The 26,029-nt window shown below is 60.3% G+C and carries 24 protein-coding genes, 1 tRNA gene and 3 pseudogenes; 21 read left to right on the top strand and 7 right to left on the bottom strand.

Annotated elements, in window-relative coordinates; all coding sequences use genetic code 11:
* Positions 1 to 12: 12 nt before the first annotated feature.
* The 6 genes from CYR75_RS05325 to CYR75_RS16005 all read left to right on the top strand — a co-directional run bounded on the left by CYR75_RS05325 (position 13) and on the right by CYR75_RS16005 (position 6,499).
* Entirely contained in the window at positions 13 to 2,277 is a 2,265-nt protein-coding gene (locus CYR75_RS05325; protein ID WP_158644588.1) for a VWA domain-containing protein, read from the top strand.
* Between the two features lie 567 nt (positions 2,278 to 2,844).
* Positions 2,845 to 3,189 (top strand): hypothetical protein, encoded by a 345-nt coding sequence (locus tag CYR75_RS05320; protein WP_101499134.1) that lies wholly within the window; start codon positions 2,845 to 2,847, stop codon positions 3,187 to 3,189.
* 58 nt (positions 3,190 to 3,247) lie between these two features.
* The gene (locus tag CYR75_RS16010; protein WP_158644587.1) at positions 3,248 to 3,649 is read left to right on the top strand and encodes a DUF6636 domain-containing protein; all 402 of its coding nucleotides are present in this window, start codon (positions 3,248 to 3,250) and stop codon (positions 3,647 to 3,649) included.
* Between the two features lie 726 nt (positions 3,650 to 4,375).
* A tRNA-Ser gene (locus CYR75_RS05315) sits at positions 4,376 to 4,465 on the top strand.
* A gap of 148 nt (positions 4,466 to 4,613) precedes the next feature.
* Entirely contained in the window at positions 4,614 to 5,798 is a 1,185-nt protein-coding gene (locus CYR75_RS05310; RefSeq protein ID WP_101499133.1) for a tyrosine-type recombinase/integrase, read from the top strand.
* On the top strand, positions 5,795 to 6,499 hold the full coding sequence (locus tag CYR75_RS16005) for a hypothetical protein (protein WP_158644586.1): 705 nt from the start codon (positions 5,795 to 5,797) through the stop codon (positions 6,497 to 6,499). Before CYR75_RS05310 ends, CYR75_RS16005 begins: the two co-directional genes overlap by 4 nt.
* 92 nt (positions 6,500 to 6,591) lie before the next feature.
* Here CYR75_RS16005 and CYR75_RS16000 read toward each other — a convergent pair whose 3' ends face one another.
* Positions 6,592 to 6,804: a hypothetical protein gene (locus CYR75_RS16000; RefSeq protein ID WP_158644585.1), complete on the bottom strand. Its 213-nt coding sequence runs from the start codon at positions 6,802 to 6,804 to the stop codon at positions 6,592 to 6,594.
* Positions 6,805 to 6,866: 62 nt separating this feature from the next.
* Here CYR75_RS16000 and CYR75_RS05300 point away from each other — a divergent pair, with 62 nt between their 5' ends.
* The 12 genes and pseudogenes from CYR75_RS05300 (at position 6,867) to CYR75_RS05255 (ending at position 17,168) form a co-directional block, all read left to right on the top strand.
* The gene (locus CYR75_RS05300; protein ID WP_101499131.1) at positions 6,867 to 7,238 is read left to right on the top strand and encodes a helix-turn-helix domain-containing protein; all 372 of its coding nucleotides are present in this window, start codon (positions 6,867 to 6,869) and stop codon (positions 7,236 to 7,238) included.
* A gap of 62 nt (positions 7,239 to 7,300) precedes the next feature.
* Positions 7,301 to 8,528 (top strand): annotated as a pseudogene (locus tag CYR75_RS05295) (IS3 family transposase).
* Positions 8,528 to 8,923: an IS66-like element accessory protein TnpA gene (gene tnpA, locus CYR75_RS05290; protein WP_101498326.1), complete on the top strand. Its 396-nt coding sequence runs from the start codon at positions 8,528 to 8,530 to the stop codon at positions 8,921 to 8,923. Before CYR75_RS05295 ends, tnpA begins: the two are co-directional and overlap by 1 nt.
* Positions 8,920 to 9,267: an IS66 family insertion sequence element accessory protein TnpB gene (gene tnpB / locus CYR75_RS05285; protein WP_018000156.1), complete on the top strand. Its 348-nt coding sequence runs from the start codon at positions 8,920 to 8,922 to the stop codon at positions 9,265 to 9,267. The genes tnpA and tnpB overlap by 4 nt, the downstream gene beginning before the upstream one ends.
* 60 nt (positions 9,268 to 9,327) lie before the next feature.
* Positions 9,328 to 10,826 (top strand): annotated as a pseudogene (gene tnpC / locus CYR75_RS05280) (IS66 family transposase).
* A gap of 428 nt (positions 10,827 to 11,254) precedes the next feature.
* A pseudogene (locus CYR75_RS16730) lies at positions 11,255 to 11,536 on the top strand (plasmid mobilization protein); the annotation flags it as partial.
* A 21-nt stretch (positions 11,537 to 11,557) separates the two neighbouring features.
* A complete protein-coding gene (gene mobC / locus CYR75_RS16365; RefSeq protein WP_225972850.1) occupies positions 11,558 to 11,728 on the top strand; it encodes a plasmid mobilization relaxosome protein MobC in 171 nt (56 codons plus the stop codon).
* Positions 11,722 to 13,242 carry a relaxase family protein gene (locus CYR75_RS05270; protein ID WP_101499129.1) on the top strand — a complete coding sequence of 507 codons (1,521 nt, stop codon included), beginning with the start codon at positions 11,722 to 11,724 and terminating at the stop codon, positions 13,240 to 13,242. The genes mobC and CYR75_RS05270 overlap by 7 nt, the downstream gene beginning before the upstream one ends.
* Entirely contained in the window at positions 13,226 to 13,540 is a 315-nt protein-coding gene (locus CYR75_RS05265; protein WP_101499128.1) for a hypothetical protein, read from the top strand. The genes CYR75_RS05270 and CYR75_RS05265 overlap by 17 nt, the downstream gene beginning before the upstream one ends.
* A gap of 15 nt (positions 13,541 to 13,555) precedes the next feature.
* Positions 13,556 to 13,966, top strand: a complete 411-nt coding sequence (locus CYR75_RS15995; RefSeq protein ID WP_158644584.1) for a hypothetical protein — start codon at positions 13,556 to 13,558, stop codon at positions 13,964 to 13,966.
* Positions 13,966 to 14,994, top strand: a complete 1,029-nt coding sequence (locus CYR75_RS05260) for a type IV secretion system protein (protein WP_225972909.1) — start codon at positions 13,966 to 13,968, stop codon at positions 14,992 to 14,994. Before CYR75_RS15995 ends, CYR75_RS05260 begins: the two co-directional genes overlap by 1 nt.
* Positions 14,995 to 15,404: 410 nt before the next feature.
* The gene (locus tag CYR75_RS05255; protein WP_101499126.1) at positions 15,405 to 17,168 is read left to right on the top strand and encodes a retron Ec67 family RNA-directed DNA polymerase/endonuclease; all 1,764 of its coding nucleotides are present in this window, start codon (positions 15,405 to 15,407) and stop codon (positions 17,166 to 17,168) included.
* Positions 17,169 to 17,288: 120 nt separating this feature from the next.
* Here CYR75_RS05255 and CYR75_RS15990 read toward each other — a convergent pair whose 3' ends face one another.
* Positions 17,289 to 17,828, bottom strand: coding sequence for a PIN domain-containing protein (locus CYR75_RS15990; protein ID WP_158644581.1), 540 nt, complete (start codon positions 17,826 to 17,828; stop codon positions 17,289 to 17,291).
* The gene (locus CYR75_RS15985) at positions 17,828 to 18,664 is read right to left on the bottom strand and encodes a hypothetical protein (RefSeq protein ID WP_158644580.1); all 837 of its coding nucleotides are present in this window, start codon (positions 18,662 to 18,664) and stop codon (positions 17,828 to 17,830) included. The genes CYR75_RS15990 and CYR75_RS15985 overlap by 1 nt, the downstream gene beginning before the upstream one ends.
* 113 nt (positions 18,665 to 18,777) lie before the next feature.
* Between CYR75_RS15985 and CYR75_RS05245 the strand changes: the two genes are divergently transcribed.
* Positions 18,778 to 18,984: a hypothetical protein gene (locus CYR75_RS05245; RefSeq protein WP_101499124.1), complete on the top strand. Its 207-nt coding sequence runs from the start codon at positions 18,778 to 18,780 to the stop codon at positions 18,982 to 18,984.
* 430 nt (positions 18,985 to 19,414) lie between these two features.
* Here the strand turns inward: CYR75_RS05245 and CYR75_RS05240 are convergent, their stop codons facing one another.
* From CYR75_RS05240 to CYR75_RS16595, 3 genes are all read right to left on the bottom strand, one after another.
* Entirely contained in the window at positions 19,415 to 19,972 is a 558-nt protein-coding gene (locus CYR75_RS05240; RefSeq protein ID WP_101499123.1) for a transposase, read from the bottom strand.
* Positions 19,973 to 20,773: 801 nt separating this feature from the next.
* Positions 20,774 to 21,577, bottom strand: coding sequence for a calcium-binding protein (locus CYR75_RS05235; RefSeq protein ID WP_264080917.1), 804 nt, complete (start codon positions 21,575 to 21,577; stop codon positions 20,774 to 20,776).
* Positions 21,520 to 22,701, bottom strand: a complete 1,182-nt coding sequence (locus CYR75_RS16595; protein ID WP_101499121.1) for a calcium-binding protein — start codon at positions 22,699 to 22,701, stop codon at positions 21,520 to 21,522. Before CYR75_RS16595 ends, CYR75_RS05235 begins: the two co-directional genes overlap by 58 nt.
* Before the next feature lie 454 nt (positions 22,702 to 23,155).
* On the opposite strand from CYR75_RS16595, the gene CYR75_RS05225 reads away from it, so the two are divergent.
* Positions 23,156 to 24,547, top strand: a complete 1,392-nt coding sequence (locus CYR75_RS05225; protein ID WP_101499120.1) for a coniferyl aldehyde dehydrogenase — start codon at positions 23,156 to 23,158, stop codon at positions 24,545 to 24,547.
* A 14-nt stretch (positions 24,548 to 24,561) separates the two neighbouring features.
* A complete protein-coding gene (locus CYR75_RS05220) occupies positions 24,562 to 25,365 on the top strand; it encodes an SDR family oxidoreductase (RefSeq protein ID WP_101499119.1) in 804 nt (267 codons plus the stop codon).
* A 12-nt stretch (positions 25,366 to 25,377) separates the two neighbouring features.
* Here the strand turns inward: CYR75_RS05220 and CYR75_RS05215 are convergent, their stop codons facing one another.
* A complete protein-coding gene (locus CYR75_RS05215; RefSeq protein ID WP_101499118.1) occupies positions 25,378 to 25,719 on the bottom strand; it encodes a hypothetical protein in 342 nt (113 codons plus the stop codon).
* Between the last annotated feature and the right edge of the window lie 310 nt (positions 25,720 to 26,029).

Here is a 26,029-nt window from a genome sequence, read left to right as displayed (position 1 = left end):
GGAGATGACCCGATGACCCGCATCCGACCGATCCTCGCCACCGCCCTCATCGTCTGCGCCGGGGCAGGTGCCGTCCACGCGGCCGAGGATGTCGCCATCGTCTATGACGCCTCGGGCTCGATGTGGGGACAGATCGACGGCCGCTCCAAGGTCGAGATCGCGCGCGAGGTCATGGCCGATCTGGTCAATGGCTGGGAGGATGGCACCAATCTGGGTCTGGTCGCCTATGGCCACCGCCGTCAGGGCGATTGCACCGATATCGAGACGCTGATCGCGCCCGGCCCGCTGGACAAGGCGGGCTTCATCGAGCGCGTGAACGCGATCCGGCCCGTGGGCAAGACCCCCCTCAGCGCCGCCGTGCGCCATGCGGCCGAGCTGCTGTCATGGCGCGACAATCCGGCGACCGTGGTGCTGATTTCTGACGGGCTAGAAACCTGCAACGCCGATCCCTGCGCGCTTGCGGCCGAACTCGCCCAGCAGGGGGTCGGCTTCACCGCCCATGTGGTCGGCTTCGATCTGGGCGAGGATGTCAGCCTCGCCTGCATCGCCGAAAACACCGGCGGGGTGTTCGTCCCCGCCAGCAACGCGCAAGAGCTTCAGGATGCGCTGGCTCAGGTCAAGACCGTCATCGAGAGCCGCAGCGAACCCGCTCCACCGCCCCCGGTGGAGGTGCCGGCGGTGACGCTCACCGGCCCCGCCACCGTCACCACCGGCGCCACCTTCGACGTCAGCTGGTCCGGCACCATCAACCCCCGCGACTACATCACCATCCTGCCGATGGGCGCGAAGGAGGGCCAGAGCGGCACCTATATCCGCGTCGACGACGACAACAAAGGCACCCTCACCGCCCCGGCCGAAACCGGCATCTACGAGCTGCGCTACGTCCTGAACGAAGGCGCCAAGACCCTCGCCAGCGTCGCGATCGAGGTCGTCGCGCCCGCAGCCGGCGTTTCTGGCCCCGCCACCGTCACCACCGGCGCCATCTTCGACGTCAGCTGGTCCGGGACCATCAACCCACGCGACTACATCACCATTCTGCCCATGGGCGCGAAAGAGGGCCAGAGCGGCACCTATATCCGCGTCGCTGCCGACAGCAAAGGCACCCTCACCGCCCCCGCCGAAACCGGCATGTATGAGCTGCGCTATGTCCTGAACGAGGGCGGCAAAACCCTCGCCACCGCCGCCATCGAGGTGGTCGCGCCCGAAGTCGGCGTCTCTGGCCCCGCCACCGTCACCACCGGCGCCAACTTCGCCGTCACTTGGTCCGGCACCATCAACCCGCGTGACTACATCACCATCCTGCCGATGGGCGCGAAAGAGGGCCAAAGCGGCCCCTATATCCGCGTCGCTGACGACACCGAAGGCTCGCTGACGGCACCTGCCGAAACCGGCATGTATGAGTTGCGCTATGTCCTGAACGAAGGCGCCAAGACCCTCGCCACCGCAGCGATCGAGGTCGTCGCGCCCGAGGTCGGCGTTTCTGGCCCCGCCACCGTCACCACCGGCGCCAACTTCGACGTCACTTGGTCCGGCACCATCAACCCCCGCGACTACATCACCATCCTGCCCATGGGCGCGAAAGAGGGCCAGAGCGGCACCTATATCCGCGTCGCTGACGACACCGATGGCACCCTCACCGCCCCGGCCGAAACCGGCATGTATGAGCTGCGCTATGTCCTGAACGAGGGCGCCAAGACCCTCGCCAGCGTCCCAATCGAAGTTGTCGGAGTCTCGATCGACCTCACCGCCCCGCCTGCCGTGCGCGCCGGGTCCAAGCTGACCATCGGCTGGACGCAGAGCGTGAATCCGCGCGACTACATCACCATCGTCCCGGCGGGCGAGGCCGAGGGCAAGCACGGCGGCTATGTCCGCGTCGAGACCGTGACCTCTCGCGAGGTGACCGCACCTGACGCGCCGGGCCTTTACGAAATCCGCTATGTCCTGAACGAGGGCGCCAAGACGCTCGGCCGCAAACCGCTCGAGGTGCGGCCCGCCGACGCGCCGATGGACGACGGCGCCGGCCTGACGGTTCCCGCCTCGGCCGCGCCCGGCGAGACGGTGACGATCACCTGGACCGGAGGCGGCACCGGAACGGACGAGCGCATCGCGCTGGCCCGGAAAGAGCAGCCCGACTTCACCTGGCTGACGGCGATGACGGCGACTGACGCCAAGACCCTGAACCTGCAGATGCCGCAAGAGCCGGGCCTCTACGAGATCCGCTTCCTCGATCTGGGCGGGCCGTCAGTGCTGGGGCGCGCGGTGGTTGAGGTGAGGTGATACGAGGTGGCTCAGGTTACGTCGGACGAACGCTGGCGAGGTTTGCGCCTCATCGCAGACAAAGTAGCCACAAGTGCTGTGACTGAATGAGTGTCCTTTGGGCACTACGTGTTAAATCCCGGCCGTTGAGCTTGCCGAAGCTAATCGAGGCACAGTTGCGCCGTTTGAAGCATCTCTTATCGAACAACCGGGGGTAGTTCGCTGTTGAAGGACGCCCCTCAGTGAACTTGTCCTTCGAAATCTAGTGCTTGTCTCACCCAGCCGGGGTCTGGCGTGTAAAGGTATCTACGAATTCCTGTTCACGCCGTCCTTGATACGTTCCACCAACAATTCATAAGCGGGGGTCCTGTCCGACCCTCAACCAGTGAAACAAAGAACCTTCGATCAGCAGATGCATGTTGCGCGAACGGGTGCGCTGAAACCGTGCAGCTCAGCGCCCGTTCTGGCGTTAGGACACCAGCAGGTTTCTGGTGCACTGTGACACGCATCTGTGGCTTATTTCTTGACGCGCCGCCGAATGATCGACATCCTTGAAGATCCCATGGTCAGTTTGATGGATTAGCGCACATGCTCAGAGTGTCTGCCTTCCTGGCCTTGGCCTTTCTCGGGACCGGCGCCACAGCACAGCAATGCGAGGAGATCCGGTTCCTGTCCGGGGCGTCGTCCGGAGAGGTCTCTGGAACAGTCATCGAGGGGAGCCCGATGTGCTTTACCTTCGGGGCGGGGGCCGGGCAGTTGGCCAGCCTGGATCTTTCGGGAAGCGAGAACGCGTGTTTTTCGATCAACGGGGTCATCGACTGTCAGGCGAACTACAGCTTCGAGACTGCGGGCCAGACCTACAGGGTGGGCGTATTTCAGCTGTTCCCACGGAGCGAGGCCGAAACCTTCAACCTGCGGCTGACAATCCGCTAGCGGATGTGGCGGCTATCCCTCCGGGGGCTGAACCCGGATGAAGAATGGAGGATCAGCGATGTCACGCCTTGCCGCCGTTTACCTCTTTGCCGCCGCCACAGGGGCATCGGCAGAAGGCTATGGGTTCCGCACCCCCACAGGCAACATCTACTGCAACGGCTCGATGGAAGCGAGTGAGATCCGCTGCAGCATCGTCGAACGCAGCGGTTCACCCGCGATGCCTGACACGGGAACCTGCTCCGCATTCTGGGGCCACCATGTCCAACTCGATCGGACGGGACCGGCCCGGGTGGTTTGCGGCGAAGCTCCGCGCAAGTCGAGCTACACAGACGTCGCCCCTTACGGTGTGTCGGCGGCTTTCGCCGAGATCAACTGCCGATCCGAGAAAACGAGTCTGCAATGCACCAACCGCGAGGGCCACGGCTTCCTGCTGTCCCGCAAAGAGCAGCGAGTCTGGTAGTGGGTTGCGACGGGAGGGGCCGTTCGGCACCGGCGCGTCCTGCCTGCGCACTCGCTGCGGCCCGTGCTTGATCGGGAGTGACAAGCGTAACAGCTAGGTATGTCCCTGATCAGCGCCCCCTCAGGAGGCTGGGCCAGTTCCTCGGAGGCGCTAGCTCAAAGCTGGCGGCTTTCGTCGGCCACGGTTGGACAGACGTTGGCGACGCGATGTTCACGAGCAAGTGTCGCGCAGCCGCTCCGCAAGCTCGTGACGATCGGGATGTCGACTAGCTGCCGTCTCGCGCGGCTCGGATTGAATACGTTTAGCGTTACCGGTGGTCTTGACGCGTTTTGCTCGGTTACCGGAGTGCTAACAGTACCGACATCACAATTGAGATGATGGCGCTGAAGGTCCCAATCGTCCGCGTCCACCTATATGTGGCGGTCCCGTTAAGCGGTCGGTGGATCACCGCCGCTTCCGCTTTTAGTCGCACGACCAAGCGTTGGTTGGGACGGTGATCCCCATCACTCGCTACTGCGATGAGCACTTTACCCAGATGTCGAGATACGGGACGTGATTACGGATAGCTTTCGCAGATCCGCCAGCACCTTCTAGACAACCGTGGCTTCAGTTGCTCCCAGCATCGCCGCGCCAGCCGCAATACCTCGATCGTCGGATGGCTTTGAGAATAAACTCCTTGTTTTTGCCTCTTGTAGACCGCCGCATGCCTTTGCTAAACGCGGCGGTGGAGACGTGGCCGAGCGGTCGAAGGCACACCCCTGCTAAGGGTGCATACCGGAAACGGTATCGAGGGTTCGAATCCCTTCGTCTCCGCCACCTACCATTTTCATTGAATGGCCTTGGGGCGCTTGATAGCGTATAAGTCTATGGACTTATGCGCTTATTCTCGTTCGTTGGTTGCGTTCGTTTCACTTCGATTGCGCTCGGTTCTATTCGTTCCGTGGTATGAAAGGTGGTACGTCTGATGGCCTACACCTCTGGCAAACTAACCAAGAATCTTGTCCGCACCCTCGGCCCGGGGCGGCACGGCGACGGCAACGGCCTCTACCTCGTGGTTGACCCATCCGGTGCCCGTCGGTGGATCGTGCGGGTCACAGTGAAGGGTCAGCGCAACCGCCAAGGAAAGCCCAACCGAACGGACTTCGGTCTAGGCGGCGCTGACATCATAACCCTGACAGTCGCCCGAGAACGAGCGCTTGAATACCGGCGCCTCGCCAAGCAGGGACTGAACCCGAAGTACCATCGCGACAAGGAGGTACCATGCTTCGAGGAGGTCGCGCGTCAGGTCCATATCGAGCGTCTGCCGACCTGGAAGAACCCGAAGCACGGTCAGCAGTGGATCAACACGCTCGCAGATTACGCCTTCCCCAAAATCGGCCGCTTGCCTGTGTCTGAGATTGATCAGCCAGAGGTCTTGCAGGTCCTCTCCCCTATCTGGACCGAGAAGCATGAGACCGCTCGTCGTGTCGCACAACGCATGAAGGCGGTTCTGGACGTCGCCCGCTCACGCGGCTTCCGTGAAGGCGAGAACCCCGTGACGGTCGTCATGGACGCTCGTGTCCTGCCGCGCGTGAAGGCCAAGGTGAAGCACCACAACGCCATGCGGTGGCAGGACGTCCCGGCGTTCTACGCCCAGCTTTCTCGGCAAAGCGGCATGGCGGCGAAGGCATTGATGTTTACTTGCCTGACTGGATGCCGGACCAGCGAGGTACTTCAAGCGGTTTGGGAAGAATTCGACTTCGATGAGCTAGTTTGGACTATACCTGAAGCACGTACGAAGACGGGGGCAGAGCATCGTGTTCCGATCACAGATCAAATGTCAGCCCTACTCGAACCGCTGAAGACCCTACGTTCGGAATGTGTCTTCGAGGGACAACGGCGACATAAGCCTTTGTCAAATATGTCGATGCTGATGCTGCTGCGCCGAATGAAGATCGAGGAGATTACTGTCCACGGTTTCAGATCAGCCTTCCGTGACTGGGCTTCTGAGACCGGCGACCTTCCGCGCGAGATTGCGGAAATGAGCTTGGGTCACAAAGTCGGTTCGGAAGTGGAGCGAGCCTACGCCAGGAGTGATTTGCTACACAAGCGGCGCGATTTGATGGGGCGGTGGTCGGATTTCTGTGTGGGGTCGAGGGCTGCGATATGAGATTTGTGAAAGCCCAGACCAGCGGCTGGCAGTTCCTCCTTGAACCGGAAGCACGCTGGCTCGCTGTTGAGTGTCTTCTGATGGCCAATCGCTTCGAGCAGAGCTTTCACCGCTTGTATCGAGGCGCATTGGCGGAGGAGATCGTTACTTGGCATAAGAAGTATCGGCATGGTCTGAATTTTGCGGCTCGCACAGCCTATCAGGGTATGGTCGTATCGCTGGATGATGCCCGTATGGACTACCTGGCGGCACGGCGGGAATGGCCCAAGATCCACAGTAATGAACTGGTACCACTTGGGCGAGCTCTGGACTTCATGGTGACCGGGGCGTCCAAGAAATCTGCGATCCAGAAGGCTATATCCAGCTTTCGATCCAGTAGGGTGGCAATCAACAAGGTTCATGCAAGTGGAGGGCTTGGTCTACCCGATGTGTCGGCATGGCCAGAGGGCTATCGGTTTCTGTCTGTCGATAGTTTTCGGCAGCGTTTCAAACGCTTCGAGTGCGTCCTGCCGTACGCCCATATCTACTACAGGAACAGGGACTACAATGCCTGGTCCGATGCCCTGCCTGAAGAGCAGAACCCCGTGATACTCCCTGAAGATTTCGAGGTGTGGAATGCTCATTTTTGGGGTGAATTGCTGCGAACCAGAAGAGTCAGGATGCGAGCGCCATCCTCGCCAATAGGCATTTATTTTCAATAACTTGAAGTGCGGTTTCCGCTCCCCCATAGAAGCACAGCCAACCGGATGCAACTATCCAGAAATGATCCGAAGCAAGCGGAGTTGGATAGATGTCATTGCATGTATTTGAAGAAAATCGCCTCTACGATGACGCGGATGATGAACTCGATCTGATTGCCCCGAAAGCTAAGAGGGCGCAGTGGCGGCACCGCCGCGTTGGCCCCGCTTTCTTGAAGTTTGGAAGGCGCGTGAAATACCACGGCGCCGACCTCAACAACTGGATCAACGGTAATCGTGTGGCGACGACCAGCGCCGAAACCCAGCAATTTGGCTAATCCAACGCTCTTGCGTTGATGGCTAGCCCACGTGCTGAGAGGCAGGTCCTACCATGACTGATCTTGAAAGCTTCAAAGCTGTTCGCATCCAATGGCATAAGGCGCTTTTTGCAAGCCCCTTGCTGTCGGGGACAGAGAAAGCGCTTGGCGCCTACTTGATCAACGTTCGTCTAAACTGGCGGACCGGTCAGTTGAATCCTGCCGTTGCCACGATCGCTCGGGATATGAGCGTCGAACCTCGAACAGTCCAGCGGGCTATCAACAGCCTAGAGCGCCTTGGTTGGTTTAATACAGATCGTGGAAGCGGCCGAACTCGCTCGACCAGCTACAAAATAACCGCTGAGTCCATCGAGATTGCAGAACAAATCAAGCGAGAGATCAGCGCAAGAAAGGTAAGCGTCCGGCCTGACCGCCCTGCCGCGTGACGTTGCCCCCCTCTGCCTAATCCAGTTTGAGGTAGACTCTGGCCTAACCGAAAGGACCAGAGATGAAGCGCAGCAGGTTCACCGAGGATCAGATCATCGGCATTCTGAAGGAGCACGAGGCGGGGATTTCCGTTGCCGATCTTTGCCGTAAGCACGGCGTCAGCGATGCGACCGTTTACAAGTGGAAAGCCAAGTATGGCGGCATGGATGTCAGCGAGGCGAAGCGTCTGAAGGCGCTTGAGGATGAGAACGGCAGGCTGAAGAAGCTGCTGGCCGACTCCATGCTCGACAATTCGGCCTTGAAGGATCTGCTCGGAAAAAAGTGGTGACGCCCGCCGCGAAGCGGCAAGCGGTCGCGCATCTAGTGGCAAGTCACGAGATGAGCGAACGGCGGGCGTGCCGGGTGATCGGCTGTTGCCGGATGACCATGCGGTATGAGGTGGTCCGCCAAGACGACCCTGTGCTGCGCGAGCGGCTGAAAGAATTGGCAAAGGTCCGGCGCCGGTTCGGGTATCGTCGGTTGCATGTCTTCCTGCGGCGCGAGGGCCACGAGGTCAACCACAAGCGCCTGTTTCGCATCTACCGCGAAGAGCAGTTGCATGTCCGTCGCCGGGGCGGGCGCAAGCGGGCCATGGGCACACGGGCCCGATGGTGCTGCCTTTGCTGCCAAACCAGCGCTGGTCGCTGGACTTCGTGTCAGACCAGCTGACCGATGGCCGCCGGTTCCGGATCATGACCGTGGTCGATGACTGCACGCGGGAATGCTTGGCGCTGATCGCGGACACGTCGCTCTCGGGGGCAAGGGTGGCGCGGGAACTGGCGACGCTGTTCGACACCCGCGGCAAGCCTCAGACGGTGGTCAGTGACAATGGAACCGAGTTCACCTCGAATGCGATCCTCAAATTCGTGGATGACCGCAAGTTTGACTGGCATTACATCGCGCCCGGAAAGCCGACCCAGAATGCCTTCATCGAAAGCTTCAACGGTCGCCTGCGAGACGAACTCTTGAACGAAACGCTGTTCCCGTCCCTGCACCATGCCCGCGCAACGCTGGTCGCCTGGCGCACGGACTACAACACCGAACGCCCCCACTCCCGCCTCAGCTGGCAGACCCCAGCCGAGTTTGCCGAAACCTTCACCCGCAACGGGCCTGACGCTGCGCAATCCGCAAAGCTCCGCGCCAGCCCCCGTTGCCCAACCCGCCCAAATGGGCAAAACTCAGTCCCGGAGTCTCGCTCACGCTGGATAAAAGTTGGGGGCAACGTCACGCGTGGTGAAAGAGGCGGATAGTGTCCACCATTGATAGTGGACACTATGGTGATGGCGTGGCGCGTCGGACGAAGCGACTTTGGACGGATGAGGAGAAGCGTTCGATCTGTTTCCAGACGGCGGCGCCGGGCGTTTCCGTGGCTCAGGTGGCGCGGCGCTACGCGGTGAACGCGAACCTGATCTTCAAGTGGCTGCGCGATCCCCGTTATGCGCCGGACCCCACCTCGGTTGCGCCCCCAGCAGAGGAGGCGCGGTTTCTGCCCGTAGAGATCGTCGCGGAGACCAGGTCTACTCCGGCGGCACCTGCCGCCGAGAACCACATCGAGATCGAGCTGGCGGGCGGTCACCGGATGCGGATCAGCGGCAGCTATGATCCTGAGGCGCTGGCGCGGCTGATCCGGGGACTTTCGGCGTGATCCCGGTTCCGGCCAACACGCGGGTCTGGCTGGCTGCCGGGGTCACCGACATGCGCAAGGGCTTTGCTTCCTTGGCGGCGCAGGCCGAGGCGGTGCTGAAGCAGGATCCTTTCGGCGGGCATCTCTTCGTCTTCCGCGGCCGTCGCGGTGATCTGGTGAAGGTCATCTGGTGGGATGGCCAGGGGGCCTGCATGTTCATGAAGCGGCTGGAGCGGGGCCGGTTCGTCTGGCCCTCGGCCAAGGAGGGGAAGGTGGCGCTGACACCGGCGCAGTTGTCGATGCTCCTGGAAGGGATCGACTGGCGTGCCCCGGAGCGAACGTGGCGGCCCTTGGCAGCGGGATAATCAGGGGGGGGCCACAAGAGAATGATTCCCATAAGGAATCCCGTGGGATAAACTCCTTGCATGCTCGATCAGACCCTGACCCTGCCGGAAGATCCCGAGGAGTTGCGCAGCTTCACCGCGCGGCTTCTGGCCGAGGTGAAGGCGCAGGCGATCCTGATCGAGAAGCTGCGGCACCAACTGGCCGGGCACCGGGCACACCGGTTCGGCGCGTCCTCGGAGACGGCAGAACAGCTTCAGTTGGCTCTTGAGGCCAGCGAGATCGCGGCCGCCGCGATGACGGCGCGGATGCGTCTGCCGGACATCGAGGAGAAGGGCAAACCCAAGCGCCGTCCGATCCCGGATCATATCCCCCGGATGGAGGTGGAACTGATGCCCGGCGCCGATGCCTGTGCCGATTGCGGCGGTCGCCTGCGCCGGATCGGCGAGGACGTCACGGAAGAGCTGGAGTATGTTCCTGGGCGCTTCATCGTGAACCGGATTGTCCGCCCCCGGCTGACCTGCGCTTGCTGCGAACGCTTCGTCCAGGCCCCGCTGCCGTCGCGCCCGATCGAGCGCGGTCGCCCCGGGCCGGGTCTGCTGGCCCATGTGCTGGTCAGCAAGTATGCCGACCATCTCCCCTCTATCGCCAGAGCCAGATCTTCGGCCGCGAAGGGCTCGATCTCGACCGATCGACCCTGGCCGACTGGGTCGGCAAGACCACCACCCTTCTGGAGCCACTGGCCGAGGCCATCGGGCGCCATGTCCTGTCGGCCGAGGCGATCTTCGCCGACGATACGCCGGTGCGGATGCTGGCGCCCGGCACCGGCAAGACCCAGACGGCCCGGCTCTGGACCTATGCCCGCGATGAGCGCCCATGGGATGGCGATGCTCCGCCTGCCGCATGGTATCGCTTCTCGGGCGACCGCAAGGGTCAGCACCCCAAGGATCATCTGGCCCGTTTCCGCGGCTGGATGCATGCCGACGGCTATGCCGGGTTCGAGGATCTCTACCGTTCCGGCGCCATCCGCGAGGTCGCCTGCATGGCCCATGTCAGGCGCAAGTTCGTGGACATCCACCGATCGCAAGGTTCGCCGATCGCTGAGGAGGCCATCGGCCGCATCGCCCGGCTCTATGCCGTCGAGAAGGAAGCCCGAGGTTCGCCACCGGACCGCCGCGCCGAACTCCGTAAGGCACATGCCGCCCCGGTCTTCGATGACCTGGAAGTCTGGCTGGCCATGCAACTCACCACGATCTCGGGGAAATCCCCGCTAGCGGCCGCCATCCGATACGCCCTCACCAGGATGGAACGCCTGCGCCCCTACCTCGACAACGGCATCCTCGAGCTCGACAACAACGCCGCCGAACGCGGCATGCGCGCCATCGCCCTCGGGCGGAAAAACTACCTATTCGTCGGTTCCGAGGCAGGTGGAAAGGCCGCCGCCATCGCCTACACCCTGATCGAAACAGCCAAGCTCAACGCCATCGATCCCCATGCCTGGCTCGCCGACACCCTGGCCCGTATCCCTGATTACAAGATCACAAAGGTCGATGACCTGCTGCCTTGGAAATGGCGCGGGTAGCGGTCAGGCCGGACGCTTACCAAGAAAGGATGACGGTTACGTCACCCTTTCCATAGTGAAACCCTGGCAGGACCGCCGCAATGAGGTGACATCGCTGTCTCAGAAAAGGCGACAGGAATGTCACTCTAAGAGTATAAGTAAAAATACAACGAAGAGTACGCAGCTGGAGCAGCTAGCGCCAAGCCGTGGGGCTCTGGTCTTCGTTCCTGGTGGGGGCAGCGTGTTCGAACGCGAGTGGGATGATCGGCTTATTCGGTCAGGTCGCCTCGAACTCCGGCGCCTTCTCAACGAGGTCAAGCACGAAGGAAAGCGGGGCTATTGGCTCCCTGCCACTTGGCCGTCTCATCTGGGGAGCGCAGAGCTTCGCCTCCAAATCCTGCATCTAGAAGAGTTGGCTGCGCTGCCCAGAGCGGAAGGGATGGGCTGAGATGGCTGGAGCGGAGAAAGGAGCAAGGCGACCCATGTCATACGCTGACGCTTCTGACACGGGGCCTTGCGAGGGGGGGCAAGCCTCCCCTTCGAACCCCACCGGCGCGGTCCAAGGCCGCGCAAAGGAGCCGCGCACGGAAACCTTCGTTTTCCGATGCTCGACGCAAGAGAAGGCCGCGCTTCGGGCTAAAGCCGAAGCGGCGGGTCTGCCAGCCGCCGAGCTTCTGCGGGAGGCCCTGTGGGCCACGCAGTCTCGGCGGCGCAAACCCGCGCCCCGCGTTGACCCTTCTCTCGTTCTGGCCGTGGCGCGCTACGGCGGCAATCTCAACCAGATCGCGCGTTGGTTGAACACGGCGACCCGCGCGGGCCGGTTCAGCGAGGTCGAAGCGCTGCGCGTGGCGGCGGCGCTGGTGGGCATCGAGCGGCGGTTGGAGGAAATCCTAGCACAGCATCGGAGGCCGCCCGGATGCTGATCAAATTCTTCCCCAACGGCAAAGGCGGCGGTGCGGGGCCGGTCGAATACCTGACCGCCCGCACCGTGCTCGCCTATTACGATAATCGCGACCTGATCCGAGATGCAGCTGGCCAGCCCATGACCGTGATCCGCGAACCGCTGCCGGAGGTTATGCGCGGCGATCCTCAGGGCATGATCGACCTGATCGATGCCTGCCCGCATAAGTGGACCTATCGCGCCGGTGTCGTCAGCTTCGCCTACCAGGATGCCCCCTCCAAAGACCAGCAGCAGGAGGTCATCGACCGCTTCGAAGAGATCGCCTTCGCCGGGCTCGATGCTGACCGCTACGCCTGCCTGTGGGTGCGCCACACCCATGAGGACCGCGTAGAGCTGCACTTCTGCACACCCCGGATGGAGCTTTATAGCGGACGCAGCCTCAACATCGCTCCGCCCGGCTACGAACGCGCCTTCGACAGCCTGCGCGACTTGATGAACGGAACCCATGGATGGGCCGATCCTCTGGATGCAGCACGCAGGCTCGACTTCAAAGAAGTCAGGGAGTCAGCGGAGCGGAAGCAAGCCCGGGCAGAAATCCATGATTGGTTACGTGATCATATCTCGGTCGGGCTCATCACGGATCGTGCGACCTTGATCAGCGCGTTTCAGGACGCGGGGTACGAGATCAATCGGCAGCGAGGCGACTCTGTCTCGGTCGTCGATCCAATCTCAAAAGAAAAATTCAGACTAAAAGGGACGTGTTTTCATGAAAACTGGAGAGCCGAAACAACGGCTGAGCGAGAAACTGAACGCGGACATGGAGCGGATCAGGGCAGAGAACGCCGCCTCGATCGACACACAGTTGCAGAGCTTCAGGACCGATTTGAAGGGCATTGCCGAAAACGCGCTGGCTACAATCAAGACCGATACGGAAGGCTACCTGCTGCGCGTGAGGAAACACCTCATGAGACAGAGCGCGAACGCAGCACGGCCAGAGTGGAAAGCCCTGATGTGGCCGACACTGGTAGCTTGCTGCCTGATGATCAGCACTGGGATTTCGACATGGTCGGTCATGACCTGGCTGATGCCGAACCTGAACACGATGGGGCTGCGAGTGATCGACCGTCCCGAGGCGACATACCTGATCCCACGCGATGGCCGGGCGACACTGGACCGCTGCCAATTGGCGGGGGAGCCGGTGGACTGTCTCGTTCTGCCAAAGGAGTGAGCGATGCATGGTCTGACAGCGTTAGAGCGCGAATTACTAAGCTGCGTCGAGCGGTTGACGGAAGCCTCGAAGGAATCCGCGCGGGAATTGACCAGCTCCGGCGAGGAGACGCGCACGGAACTGGCTGGGTTACGCAGCTCCGTGATCGCGTTGCTCAGATCACAGCTCTCCTTGGCCGCAGCGTTGAGCGCCTGGATGCCGGATTCCGCGCAACTCAACGACAGCATGGAACAGGCGCAGAGGGCGAAGAAGCACCTCGAGACGCGCTGAGCGAAGACAGGGAGGATACCCATGCGCTCCGACACTAAACCGCGCTTCCCGGTGAACCCATGGTTGGCATGGCGTCCAGGCAGTGATCGCGCGTTCGACGCCTTGGAACGTATCGGGGTGCTAATCCGCAGCGGGGCGATCTGGGACGACAGCTACGCGTTTGAGCTAGGCGCGCAGGCCCGCCGCTACGCAAACCAATGCCCGAAGGGCTTTCGCCAAGGGCTGGAAATCGTGCTCAGCGAACACGGCAATCTCGCCGCGATCCAAGGTTGGCTGAGCGCGGCGCCGAGCCGCGACTTCACGCACATCGACCAATCACCTCGAAGCGCCGACTGACCGGAGGATACTGAAATGAAATTGCTTACCACGCTTATTCTGATCGCCTTAGCTGGTCCCCTCTGCGCAGACACGGCCACGCCTTCAGTTTCTGTCAGCCCGACACAAGTAGATCGCTACGGCTGCGCGGTTCGACAGCGCCCGGACGAACTGACCTACAGCGGATTCCGTGATGCATGGCGTAATACCGCCGCGAACGACCTCTATAGCCTGCGACGACACCAGGCTGCGCTAGACGCGGGGTCATGTGCCTGCGATGCACTCTGGCCTGACTGGTCCGGCATAGAAGAGGAGTTCGAGGCGCTCGGTTTTACTGATCCGCAGGCGACGGACAGCGCTCATGTCACCTGGGCAACCGCAGAATACTTCCCTGTCATTTCGGCTCTCCGCGCGGCGCTGCGCGAGCAATGTCAGGAGAGAGGGTGATGGGGATCGTCACTTTCATCGTAGATGCTGCGGACAAGGGCCTCGATAGCGTCGCAACGTCGCAGTTCGCCGCCGTGGCTGAAATTTCCGGCACGATCATCATGGGAGCCGCGACCGTTGCGATCATCGCTCTCTTCATTAACATGGCATGGCAAATCCGGCCCATGGATGGCCGAGAGATGCTGGTACTTCTCTTCAAGATCAGCCTAATCAAGGCGTTCGCGTTGAACTGGGCGAACTTCAACTTCGTCAGTGGGCACCTGATTGACGGATTGGACGAACTTGCCGGTAAACTGGTGGGCTCAGCCACTGGCGAGGATGCTGTAGGGTCGGCCTACTTTGCAGCGCGCTTCGATCTTCAGATGGACCGGCTGGCAGAATATGGAAACGAAGCCGCCTCCCATATGTCTCGGGTCAGCAAAGCGCTGATGGGCGTGTTCTTCATGGCACTGATCGCTCTAGTGGGCGGATTGGCCGGCGCGGTTTTGGTGCTCGCAAAGATGATGATCACGCTGCTCATCGGCCTGGGCCCGGTCATGATCCTCTGCTCGATGTTTGAAGTGACCAAGGACTACTTCCACCGCTGGATTTCGTCCCTAGCGAGCTTCGCCCTTTACCCGGTGGTGATCGCAGGGGTCTTCTCAATGGTCTTCGGCCTAGTGACACTCCTGATCAGCGACCTTGGAGCCGCAGATAATGCAGACAAGGCCGGAAAGATGGTACCCTTCCTTGGAGTGGTCATCCTGTCACTGGTAATGGTTGTGGCAATTCCGTTTATCGTTCCAATGATCTCGGGCAATCTTCAGTCCGGCTGGGCTGCCTCAATCGTGGCTTACGGAAGCCAGCGGACGCTACGTCCACGTTCGGCGCAACGGCAGCTCCATCCCCACTCAACAACCAAGACCAATGATAACGCCAAGCAGTCCGCTACTTCCCAGGCTACAACCAGTCAATCTTCGACAAGCACTGGCGCAAAGCTCCAGCGTCGGATTGAGCGCGCGGATCGATTGAGTGCTGCGGTCAAATAGAATCTTGGAATAGCCTGACCCGGCAGCCTCCGAGCTGTCCAGCGTTAGCCCGAGAGCTGCGATTTGGCGCGCAGCCACTGCCTATCTGCAACCGTGAAGGCGCAAGGAGCTCAGTGTGCGAGCATTTTGGATGACAGAAAGCCGAACGACGTTTGAAGCAATCGCCCCCGTGGAAATGGCGGCGATCAAACAGGATCACAAAAATAAGAATTTACCTCTTGCAGGCCCCCGCAAGGAATGGCAGCTTCCACCCCGAGCCTGTGGGCAGATTTTACCGTTGTGCTTCGCGACGGATGAAACCACCGTCAGGTGGATATGCCCTATCGGGTTTCCTTCAGCATATCTTATGTGACCCTTCGGTTGCCTAGGAGTGCCCATGGGCTCACCAAAATAGATACTTGGCGGATCGTATGAGTTCCTTATCCAGACTAAAGTCGTGCAAAAGTCTCTCTAACCTTGCCCACCTTGTCGGATATGAGCCTAAGAAGCTATCATACATTCTCTATAAGATTCCGGATGAAGCAAAGTATACGGAATTTGAAATTCCGAAGGCGACCAAGGGCGTCCGAAAAATATCAGCCCCAATTCCAGAGCTTAAACTTGCTCAAAGCCGACTGGCGAAGGTTCTGCAAAATTGCTTGACCGAGATTGAGAAAGAGCAAGCCAACGGAGAGAACTGCATTTTATCTCACGGCTTCAAACCTCATTTGTCCATTTCGACGAACGGCGCCCAGCATGTTGATAGAAAATGGGTACTGAACTTCGATCTGAAGGATTTTTTTCCCTCAATCAACTTCGGGAGAGTTCGTGGTTTCTTCATGAAGAACAAGCACTTCATGCTCGAAGAGAAAGTAGCTACGATAATTGCACAACTGGCGTGCCATAACGGCTCCTTGCCCCAAGGAGCGCCTACATCCCCCGTTATATCCAATCTCGTCGCAAACCATCTTGACATTAGACTTTCAAGGATTTCCGGGAAAAACAGGTGCACCTACACCAGATATGCGGATGACATAACTTTCTCGACTAACAAGAGTGAGTTCCCGGAAGGAATAGCGGCGAACCGTGATGACGAAAACTCGGCTGGAGACTGGAAGCTATCCAAAAGGATCCGCACTGAAGTTAAGCGATCTGGCTTCGAAATAAATCCTGATAAAACTCGCATGCAGTATAGAAGGTCTAGGCAGGATGTTACTGGCCTCGTTGTAAATAAGAAGGTCAATGTCAAGCGTGAACTCTATAAACAGGTCCGAGCTCAAGTTCAGAACTTCATAAAAAACGACACCTGTTCCAAGAAGGTTAAAATTGGAGGTGTCGAAAGTGAAGTTGAAGTAACTGAAGCCGCCCTCCAAGGGTTTCTAAGTCACATCTTCTGGGTGAAGGGCGCTGAGTTTGAATATAAAAGGCTCAACAAGGCCACAGGGCCAGCGGAGCCAGGCTTCTACAAAGAGTACCGGCGCTTCTTGGATTACAAGACTTTTGTGGCGTCTCAGCAGCCTGTAGTTCTCTGCGAGGGCGTAACAGACAATATTTATTTGCAATGCGCTATCAAGCGCAGCAAGACCGCGCGCCCTAAACTGCAAGACAGCGGTTCTTCGAATGGTCTAGCAGTTAAGTTGTTCCAGTATCCAAAAATTGGAAGCAAATTAAGAGTCCCAAGCTCAGTACAACACTTAAACGGCGGCACCGGTGACCTCAAAGAGCTGATTCACAAGTACAAGGTTCGCACAGCTGACTTGGGAAAAAGGGGGTTCATTTCTCCTGTTATCCTCTTAGTTGATAATGATCAGGGGTCGCGAGATGGCCTTTGGGGGGCGATTAAGACAACATCAGGTTCGAAGAAGAATGTTGATGGGAAAAAGAAATTCTATCACGTCACCAAGAATCTCTATGTGATTCCGACCCCGAAGCTCGCCGGTGGAAAAGACAGCATGATCGAAGACTTCCTTCCACCCGCCGTGGTATCTCAAGTCCTCGGCGGAAAAACCTTCAACCCTGACGAGAAGACTTTCGATAAGAAAAAACACTATGGAAAGAGAATTCTAGCTGAGAAAGTGTCTAAAGACCAAGCAACGATCAATTTTGACGCCTTCTCCCCGATCCTAGACATCATGGAGGAGATCTTAGACCACTTCTCAGCACTCCCCAAAAAACAGGGCAGAGTAGTCTTTTAAAAGCACCTATATAATACAACTAGGCACTTGTTTGGTCGTCCTGAAAAAGACCAACGCTGTCTTTTTTTGTGCCTCGATCTTTTTCGTTTTTTTCTACCCGAGGATAGTGCAAACGTGCTATCAATTCGGGTCAAAATTTAAGGATTGTTGAGGGTCTTCTGGCGGAAGATCGAGATCTTCTGTTCTGAAGGAATCTAAACCAGCATACCTAGCGTAGTTATGTACATCTGCGTCATCTGAGTAGACCGCACGAGCGCCTTCTGATTTCGCGATAGCAACTATCTGGCGATCAAACTTAATTTTCGTTTTTGTTGCATCTGGGTTTGCAGCGTCCACCCTGTGTCCACCGCGTTTGATCGCATCACTCATGGCAAGAGCGGCCTCAATCGCCGCCTTCTGATCGAATGGTGCTATCCTGAACGCAGCTTGTTCATTAAGGGCCTCAAGGTAGGGTTGCAGCGCAGCGCCAGAGTGAACCAAAACCTCGCTCAGCACAGGAGTTGGGATTATTATTTTCTCCTTATCCGCGGAAAGATTCGAGATTAGATACTCAATTCTCTCTCCGGCGTGATCTACGGGCGCACCAGTATTATTATCAATCGGAGCCTTAGCGTTGGGGTCGAGAACTAAGAGCAGGATAGAACTGTCGAAAACAACCATCAGTGCAGTCCATTGCCTTTCTCTCTAAGAGCCTTGAGCACCCCAATAGGATCGTCCATACTTTTCCATTCGCTACCGGTAACTTCACGCAAATGACTGATTGCGTCTTTTAGGTCTTCTTGAGCGAGAACGCTAAAGCTGTCGACTCGAAATTTTTTGAGGAGCCAATTTCCATATTGATCACGCAGCCACCGTCCTGTGCCAAAAATACGCACGGGCTCATACATATATTTGGCAAGACGGCGAGCAGTATCGCGATTGGTGTCAATTCCGGTGTACCTTATCTCACCACTTTGCAGTTGTAGGTGCACTGTCTGATCGGCGCCGCTAACGCTAATTAGGATACCGTCAAGCGAACCTTCTTGATTGAATGGGCCATAGGTCGCGGGCTTAGGACGGCTCGCGCCAGGGAAGACAATTATTTCAGCCCCCTGATCATCATCTTCGTAAACAAAGCCCGTGGCGTTATCTTCCGAAAGCAAACGGTCGATTTCCGCCTTTGCTCGTGTCGCCTCGGTGCTACCCTCGCCACGCTTAACCTGGGCAAGGTGGGCCTCTACCTTGGGCACCTCTTCATAGTCGACTCTCGTGACCAGCTGTGTGCTGCCAGGCTTCAGTGTCTCGAAGTGAACCGCTGTTGTATGACCCAGCACAGCGGCCAAGTTTTGCATGTACTGAGCTAGCCGAGCCATCGGGATGGTCTCGGGCGTATAGGCATTGATGTACAGCGTGTAGCTTTTGCTCATAGTCTCACTCGCCGCGCCTACTTGGTTGGTTCGCACTTCTGACCTTATCATCGAGTGTAGCTCGAACACAATAAAATCCAATGAAGCCATAGATTTACGAAAGGGTGATAGAATTCAGAATCTTAGCGCACGTGATCGCGATCAAAGTCCGTTGCCGCCGTAGCCAGCTACATCTAGCTTTGGTGCCAATAGGAGGACAGCTGATGACGATCCGCGCTCACCCTGACAGCCACGAGCTGCATGATTGGCCGATGTATGGTCCTAAAAATCCTGAAATTGCCAATCTTGTCGAGGAGCTTGCGTATGAGCATGGTCTCCGAGTTTGGGAGATCGAGCATATCATCTTGCGCGCACTGCAAGATCGCTTGGTGACCGAAGGGGAGGCACGTCGACACAACTCCAATTGTTGAAGCCTTGCTATCTTTGCATGTGGTATAAAAGGTGGTCTTCCAGAATTTTTAGACACAAAACTTTATATAAAACAATATGTTAGAGAATATTTTCGGCCCCCTTCGTCTCCGCCACTTGACCTCGCGAAAGCGTTCTCCAGATCCGGCTGTGGCCGGATTTTTCCGTTGTTTCCGAGGGTATGCGGGAGGGGCTGAGCACTGGCCTACGATGCAACCAGGCCTGAAAGCGGTCTCTCCGGGCCGGTATTCTCTGGACCTGATGACTGCGCCGTTAAGGCGGATTTCTTGCAAGTAACTGAACGTGCAGAACTTTTTGAGAGCGTCTGCTAAGCAGTTGGACGTGGGTGGCGTTCAGCGAGATAGAACAGAAATCCAACTTGCTACCGCCTTTGAGCGAGCCTCAGGGCTATGGTCAATCCTGGTGTACGGCTCAGGCAGCGGCTTGAGCCTCGGCGTCTTGAACGAACTCGCCATCGCGGAACCTGACGCCCTCGACGAGCTGACCGAGGCGGTTGTCGCCGTCGAGGCGGCGCCAATGTCGTTCAGCCGACTTGCCGAGCTTGAAGACCATGGCGAACGTGGTCTCGCGGGAGAGGCAGCCCTTGGTCTTTTCGGTTCGCAGCCGCCCGGTGGCAAAGGTGCTCTCGACCGGGCTCGAGCTGCGCACGTGCTTCCAGTGTTCGGCCGGGAAATCGTAGAAGGCGAGCGACGCCGTCCGAGCCTTGGTGAGGCAGGTCACCGCCTTGTCGTACTTCGGGCCGTACTTGGCGGCGAAGCGGTGACAGGCCGCCTCGGCATCGGCGCGGCCCTCGGCCTGGTAGATCGCGTGCAGGTCCTTCTTCGCCTCGCCGTGCATCGACTTGGGCAGAGCGTTGAGGAAGTTGGCGGTCTTATGTACCCAGCAGTGCTGCTCCCGCCTTGAGCGGCCCTCGCCGCCACGCGCCGGAAGCCATAGGCCCAACGCCCTGTTGACAGCCGCTTCCGCCATTCCCTGAAACTAGCCCACCATACCAGGCTGGGGCCGGTTCTCCCGCCGGCGCACAAGGCCGAAGCGATGCGCCACACGCTGCGTCTGCCCTTCGCCTCGGAACTCCTGCAGAGGCTTACCTCATTGACGAAGGTGGCAATGGTGCGTCGCACCTCATCAAGTCCATCCTACCGATGCTCCAGCAGTGCTTTGGCGAAAGCGAGCCCGGCAACGCCTAAGTACAGGGCGTGGCTTCTGCGACCATTCGTGAAAGAGCGGCGTCATCTTTGAAGCCATGAAGGTCGTCGAAAGCGCCGGGGTCGCCCATCCGCCTGCAGTTCGACGAAACGAAGCTGCTGTCCGGCCGCGATCCGGCGATCGCTCTAGGCCATTAACAGAGCGACTGAGTGCGCCTGTGGACTGCACCATCAACCGCCACGTCCGTGCCGGACGCGCTGCTCCCTTGCGGTTTGCCAGCGGTATCCTGGCTTCGCGCCTCCCCTAGTTCGTCCAGCGGCAGGAGTGTCACATTGACAGCACTCGCAAGCCCTTAGAGCCCGTTGCTGGTCGCGCAACACGTCTGCACGAGATCGGGGCTGCCCCAGACAAAAGCGGCCACGCGCAGGATGATCGACTTCCGCTAACTATTGGATCCAGAAGTCACAGGCCATTCGGTGACGGAGGTGAAAGAGCACCTTAACCTTAGCCAGCGTAAGAGGGTCCGCACAATGTCCCTACGGCTGTGGCCTAGCCGACCACGAGTCAGCCTTTTAGAACAACCCAATCCCGTGAGCGGCAGCGGCTGCATAGCCGAAAATGCCCTCAATAAACCCACCGCCTCTGCAGCCGCCTCACCATCCGGGACAGCAGGAAACGCGAGACGCGGCCTGCCGGGTTGCGCGGCGTGAACCAGCGGGCGAGTTTGGGGCCGATCCACCAGTAGAAGGCGATGAAGGCGCGCCCTGACCTGTAGTTGCGCAGCGTGTTGTCGCGAAAGGCGCGCAGGTAGCAGACGTCGGGGTGCATCGGGTCGCCGTAAGTGGCGGTGGCGACGAAGCACGAGCCGCCGCTGTCGGGGGTGGAGGCGGGGTCGTCCTCGGGCGGGACGCGGTCGGGGTCGGCGGGAGCCTCGCCGTCCATGACGTCGCGGGTGAAGTCCTCGACGCTCATGTGGCCGAGACCCTTGAACAGCGTCGTGGTGCCGTCGCTGTAGGTGACCTTCATGTCCATGCGGTCGCTGCCGTCGGAGGCGGGTTCGGGCTCGCAGGCGTATTCGGACCCGGCCGAGAAGGCGCGCGCACCGGTGGTCATGTTGAACTCGTAGAAATCCACGCCGACCTGGAAATCGGTGATGGTGGTCACCGAATTGCTGACGATGACAAAGGTGTCGCTGCCGGCGCCGCCGGTCATGATCACCTCGCCGCCATCGGCGCCGATCAGCGTGTCGTTGCCATTGCCGCCGATCAGGATGTCGACGTCGCCCTCGTCGGCGCGGCCGTATTCGTCGCCCGCCTGCAGCCGGTCATCGCCGTCGCCGCCGATCAGCGTGTCACTGCCCTTGCCGCCGATCAGAACGTCGTTGCCCGCGCCGCCGTCGAGCTTGTCGTGGCCCTCCCCGCCAAGCAGCCGGTCCGCGCCCTCCCCGCCTTCCAGCAGGTCATTCCGGCGCCGCCGTTCAGGATGTCATTGCCCGGCCCGCCCTTGATGGTGTCGTTGCCGGCGCCGCCGAGCAGCGTGTCATTGCCGCGCCCGCCCGAGATCAAATCGTCGCCGAAGCCGCCCTCGATCCGGTCATCGCCGCCGTTGCCGTAAAGCGTGTCATTGCCGGCGCCGCCATAGATCGTGTCGTTGCCGCTGCCGCCATAGATGATGTCATCGCCCTCGCCGCCGTCGATCCAGTCGTCGTCGAGCCCGCCGGCGATGCTGTCATCGCCCTTGCCGCCATGGATCACGTCGGTCGATTTGCCGCCATCGATCCAGTCGCCGCCATCGCCGCCATAGATGGTGTCGGCACCCATTCCGCCGTCGATATGCACGCCGTCGTCATTGTCGGCGTGGATTTCCTCGGCGTCGCGGCCGCCGCGCTGGTGGTGAAACTCGCTCTCGTCGCGGTCCAGATCGAAGGCGGGGAAGGTGTCGACATAATCCTCGTATGCGATGTCGGCGCTGGCCGGGACGCCGTGCGCCCAGTCCTTCGGCCATTCGATGAAATGCGGTTCCTGATTGCCCCGGATCGCCTCTTCGGGCGGCACCTCGCGCGCGCCTTCCAACGCATAGAGGATGTTCCCGTTGATCAAGATCCAAGGCTGCTCGTTATGTTCGACAATGCGGACATGCGAGGGCAGGTTGGCGAAGTCGATCTCTTTGCCGTCCACCGCAATCTTGTCGCGCGAGGCGTCGAAATCATCGAGCCGGCCGACGATCTTCTTCGTCGAGCCTTCGGTGATGAAGTTGAAGGTGTCGCTGCCCTCGCCGCCAAAGACGTGCGAGCCATGCGGCGCGATCTTGTCGCCGCTGTTGATGTGGATGACATCGTCGCCGTCGAGCGCAAAAATATGGGCCTGCGCGGCGCCGATCGGCGCGGAATAGATGATATCATCGCCATGGGTGCCGACCACCATGCCGCCATCGCTGGAATGGCTGGGCGCGTGGATGGTGCCGCCCGCGGTGCCGGCGTCGTGAAGGAGATGATCCGGAAGCTCGGACCCCTCATGGGCGGAACGGGGAGAAAGATGGCCTGCGGTCTGCATGTCGCTTCGCCTCGCGCTTGTGATGGGGGACACACGCTAAAGCTGCAACTCGCTACACCATAGATTGATGGAACAACCATGGTGAGAACTCAAGGCGCAAATACGACTTCTGAGTGTTTCTTATGTTTCCGGCGTATAATTATGATTTTATTTATTTTATCTATATACAGGCGGAGGATAAGATGATCTTGGGGTGATTCTTCGTCAGGTTGTCCCTCTGTTCTGCTCTGTCCGGTTCAGTCCGTTTTCGGGTGAACGGACGGTGCGAGCGAGACCTGATCGCGGTCAATAAGCCGACGAAACCGCCCGGTCTCCGGTTGACGCTACGGCGCCGCAACAACAGCTTGGCCGGCCCCCGCGAATCTGCATGATGTGATCCAGCGCTACCCTGCCCAAGCGGTCTTGGCTTCGCCTGCCCGGTCGGTCACGGCGGATCGGAAAAGAAAGCCTGTTCATGCCAGACGCAGATCATCCCGAATTTCCGGCTTTCCACGTTATACACGATGCCTCGCGGCGGGACCGCCTGCCCGATCTGGCGACGCGCAAGGACCGGCTGGCCACGCTGCGCCGCATGGTGGTCGAGAACCGCGACGACATCGCACGCACCATAGACGCGGATTTCGGCGGCCGCCCCCGGCACGAGACCGAACTGCTCGAGATCGTGCCGCTGCTGAACGCCCTTAGGCACAGCGCGCGCCATCTGAAACGCTGGATGCGCGATCAGCGCCGCCATGTTGCCTGGCCCTTTCAACCCGGCGCGGCCTGGGTGCGGCACGAGCCGTTGGGGGTGGTCGGGATCATCTCGCCCTGGAACTATCCGCTGTTCCTCGCCCTCGGCCCGCTGGTCGATGTCCTCGCCGCCGGCAACCGCGCGATGATCAAGCCGTCGGAACTGACGCCGGGCTTCTCGGATCTGCTGCAGCGGCTGATCGCTAGGTATTTCGCCGCCGATCTGGTCACCGTCGAGACCGGCGGCGTCGAGGTCGCGCAGGCCTTCTCAGCCCTGCCCTTCGACCATCTGATCTTCACCGGCTCGACCGAGGTCGGCCGCAAGGTGATGCAGGCCGCGGCGGCGAACCTGACGCCGGTGACGCTGGAACTGGGTGGCAAATCGCCTGCCGTGGTGGCGCCCGATTACCCGCTGGACAAGGCCGCGCGGTCCATCGTGCTGGGAAAATTCACCAATGCCGGCCAGACCTGCATCGCGCCCGATTACGTGCTGGTGCCCGAGGGTCAGGCCGAGGCGCTGGCCCACGCATTGATCGCCCGGATCGAGGCCGCCTATCCCGCCGGCGCGCGCAAGGATTACGCCAACATCGTCACCGCCCGCCACCGTTCGCGACTCGTCGCGGCGCTGGACGAGGCGCAGGCGGCCGGCGCGACCCTCCTGCGCCCCGCAGGCGATTATGGTGACAGGCTGCCGCCCACGCTGGTCATCGGCGCGCCCGAGGACAGCCTGCTGCTGAGCGAGGAAATCTTCGGCCCCATCCTGCCGCTTGTGTCCTACAGATCGCTGGATGAGGCGCTCGCTTTCATCAACAGTCGCTCGCGGCCGCTGGCGCTTTATGCCTTCACCAATGACCGGCAGGCGCGCGCGACGATTCTGGATGGCGCGATCTCGGGCGGGGTGACGCTGAACGGCACCCTGCTGCATGTCGCGCAGGACGACCTGCCCTTTGGCGGGGTCGGCGACAGCGGCATCGGCGCCTATCACGGCCGCGCCGGGTTCCGCCGCATGAGCCATGCCCGCGCCGTCTACAAGCCCGGCCTCTTCAACGCCTTCGAGGCGCTCGGCCCGCCCTTCGGCAAGCTCGCCGATCTGACCATCCGCATTCTGGGCCGCTGAACAAGGGAGCCGACATGACCGAAATCGCCAGCCGCACGGCCCTGATCACCGGAGGGGCCTCTGGCATCGGGCTGCTGATGGGCGAAAGCCTGCTGCAAAAGGGCCTTGCCCGCCTGATCGTCTGCGACCTGAGCGAGGCCAATATCGCGGCCGCTGCCCCACGCCTGGGTCCGAAGGCAGAGTTTCACCGCATCGACGTGACCGACACCCCTGCCCTGCTGGACCTGACGGCGCGGATCGATCAGACCGGGCGGCCCGTCGATCTGCTGATCAACAATGCGGGCATCGTCGTCGGCCGCCCCTTCGCCCAGCACAGCGCCGCTGACATCGAGCGCACCATGGCCGTCAACGCCACCGCCCTGATGCAGCTGACCCGCGCCCTGCTGCCCGGCATGATCGCGCGCGGCGAGGGCCATGTCGTCAACATCGCCTCGGCCGCCGGGATGGTGTCGAATCCCGGCATGTCGGTCTATTGCGCCAGCAAATGGGCCGTGATCGGCTGGTCGGATTCGCTGCGTCTGGAGATGGAGGCCGCGGCAACCGGCGTGCGCGTCACCACCGTCATCCCCTATTACATCGACACCGGCATGTTCGACGGCGTCAGATCGCCCATCATCCCGATCCTGAAGCCGGAACCCGCAGTCGCCCGCATCATCCGCGCCATCGAGCGCGACCGCGTCTTCCTGCGCATGCCCGGCATCGTCAACATCCTGCCGCTGGTGCGCGGCCTCTTGCCCAGGCGCGCCTTTGACGTGGTGGTGGGGCGGTGGTTCGGGATCTATGACAGCATGAGCGGGTTCACGGGGCGCAAGGAATAAGGCGGAGGCTGCCTAACCGCCGATCCAGCTTTCCACGATCCAAGCCCGCAGCGCCTCATCATCCAGCGAGGCAATGAACCGCGCATCGGCGGGATCCTCGAGGTGATAGAAAAACACCACCCGGCTGTTCTGGTCGTATTCCGCCCGGACATACTCCCCATCCTCTGACCCGGCGCCGCCGATGGTGGGCGAAAATCCCATCCCGCGCAGCGTCGTGACCAGCCTCTCCAACTGCGCCTCATAGGCAGGCGAAAATCGCTCCCAGATCTCGCGCGGCTCGGGGCCGGATAGTCCCCAGGCAAAGGGCTCGTCGTCCCGGGGGCGAGGGAAGGTGATGTTGTGGGGGTCCGTCATGGGACGGGCTTACATGGGGCACGGGGGGCGGTCAATTTCGGAGCTGTCGGGGTGGTGGGTCTTGCGACTGACGCTGGTGGCGGCCATCGGTCGGCGCAGCGCCGCAGTCCTCTCTTCGCCATGTCGGCCGCAGCACCGGCTCGGCTCGACAAACAATCGATACCATCCGATTATTTACCACCTTCTGTCGGTCATGCTTGCTGTTATATCCCCGGTTGAATATCGGTTTCCAAACGCGTGTGCCTTCAAGGGAGTATCCGGTGCGCCAGTCTTCGTTTGAAGCGTTTCTCAGGCAGACGCAGGCTGAATG

This window comes from Paracoccus jeotgali, assembly GCF_002865605.1.
GTDB lineage: Bacteria > Pseudomonadota > Alphaproteobacteria > Rhodobacterales > Rhodobacteraceae > Paracoccus > Paracoccus jeotgali.
The sequence above is the reverse complement of the archived record's forward strand: the minus strand, read 5'-3'. Positions and strand labels throughout refer to the sequence as shown.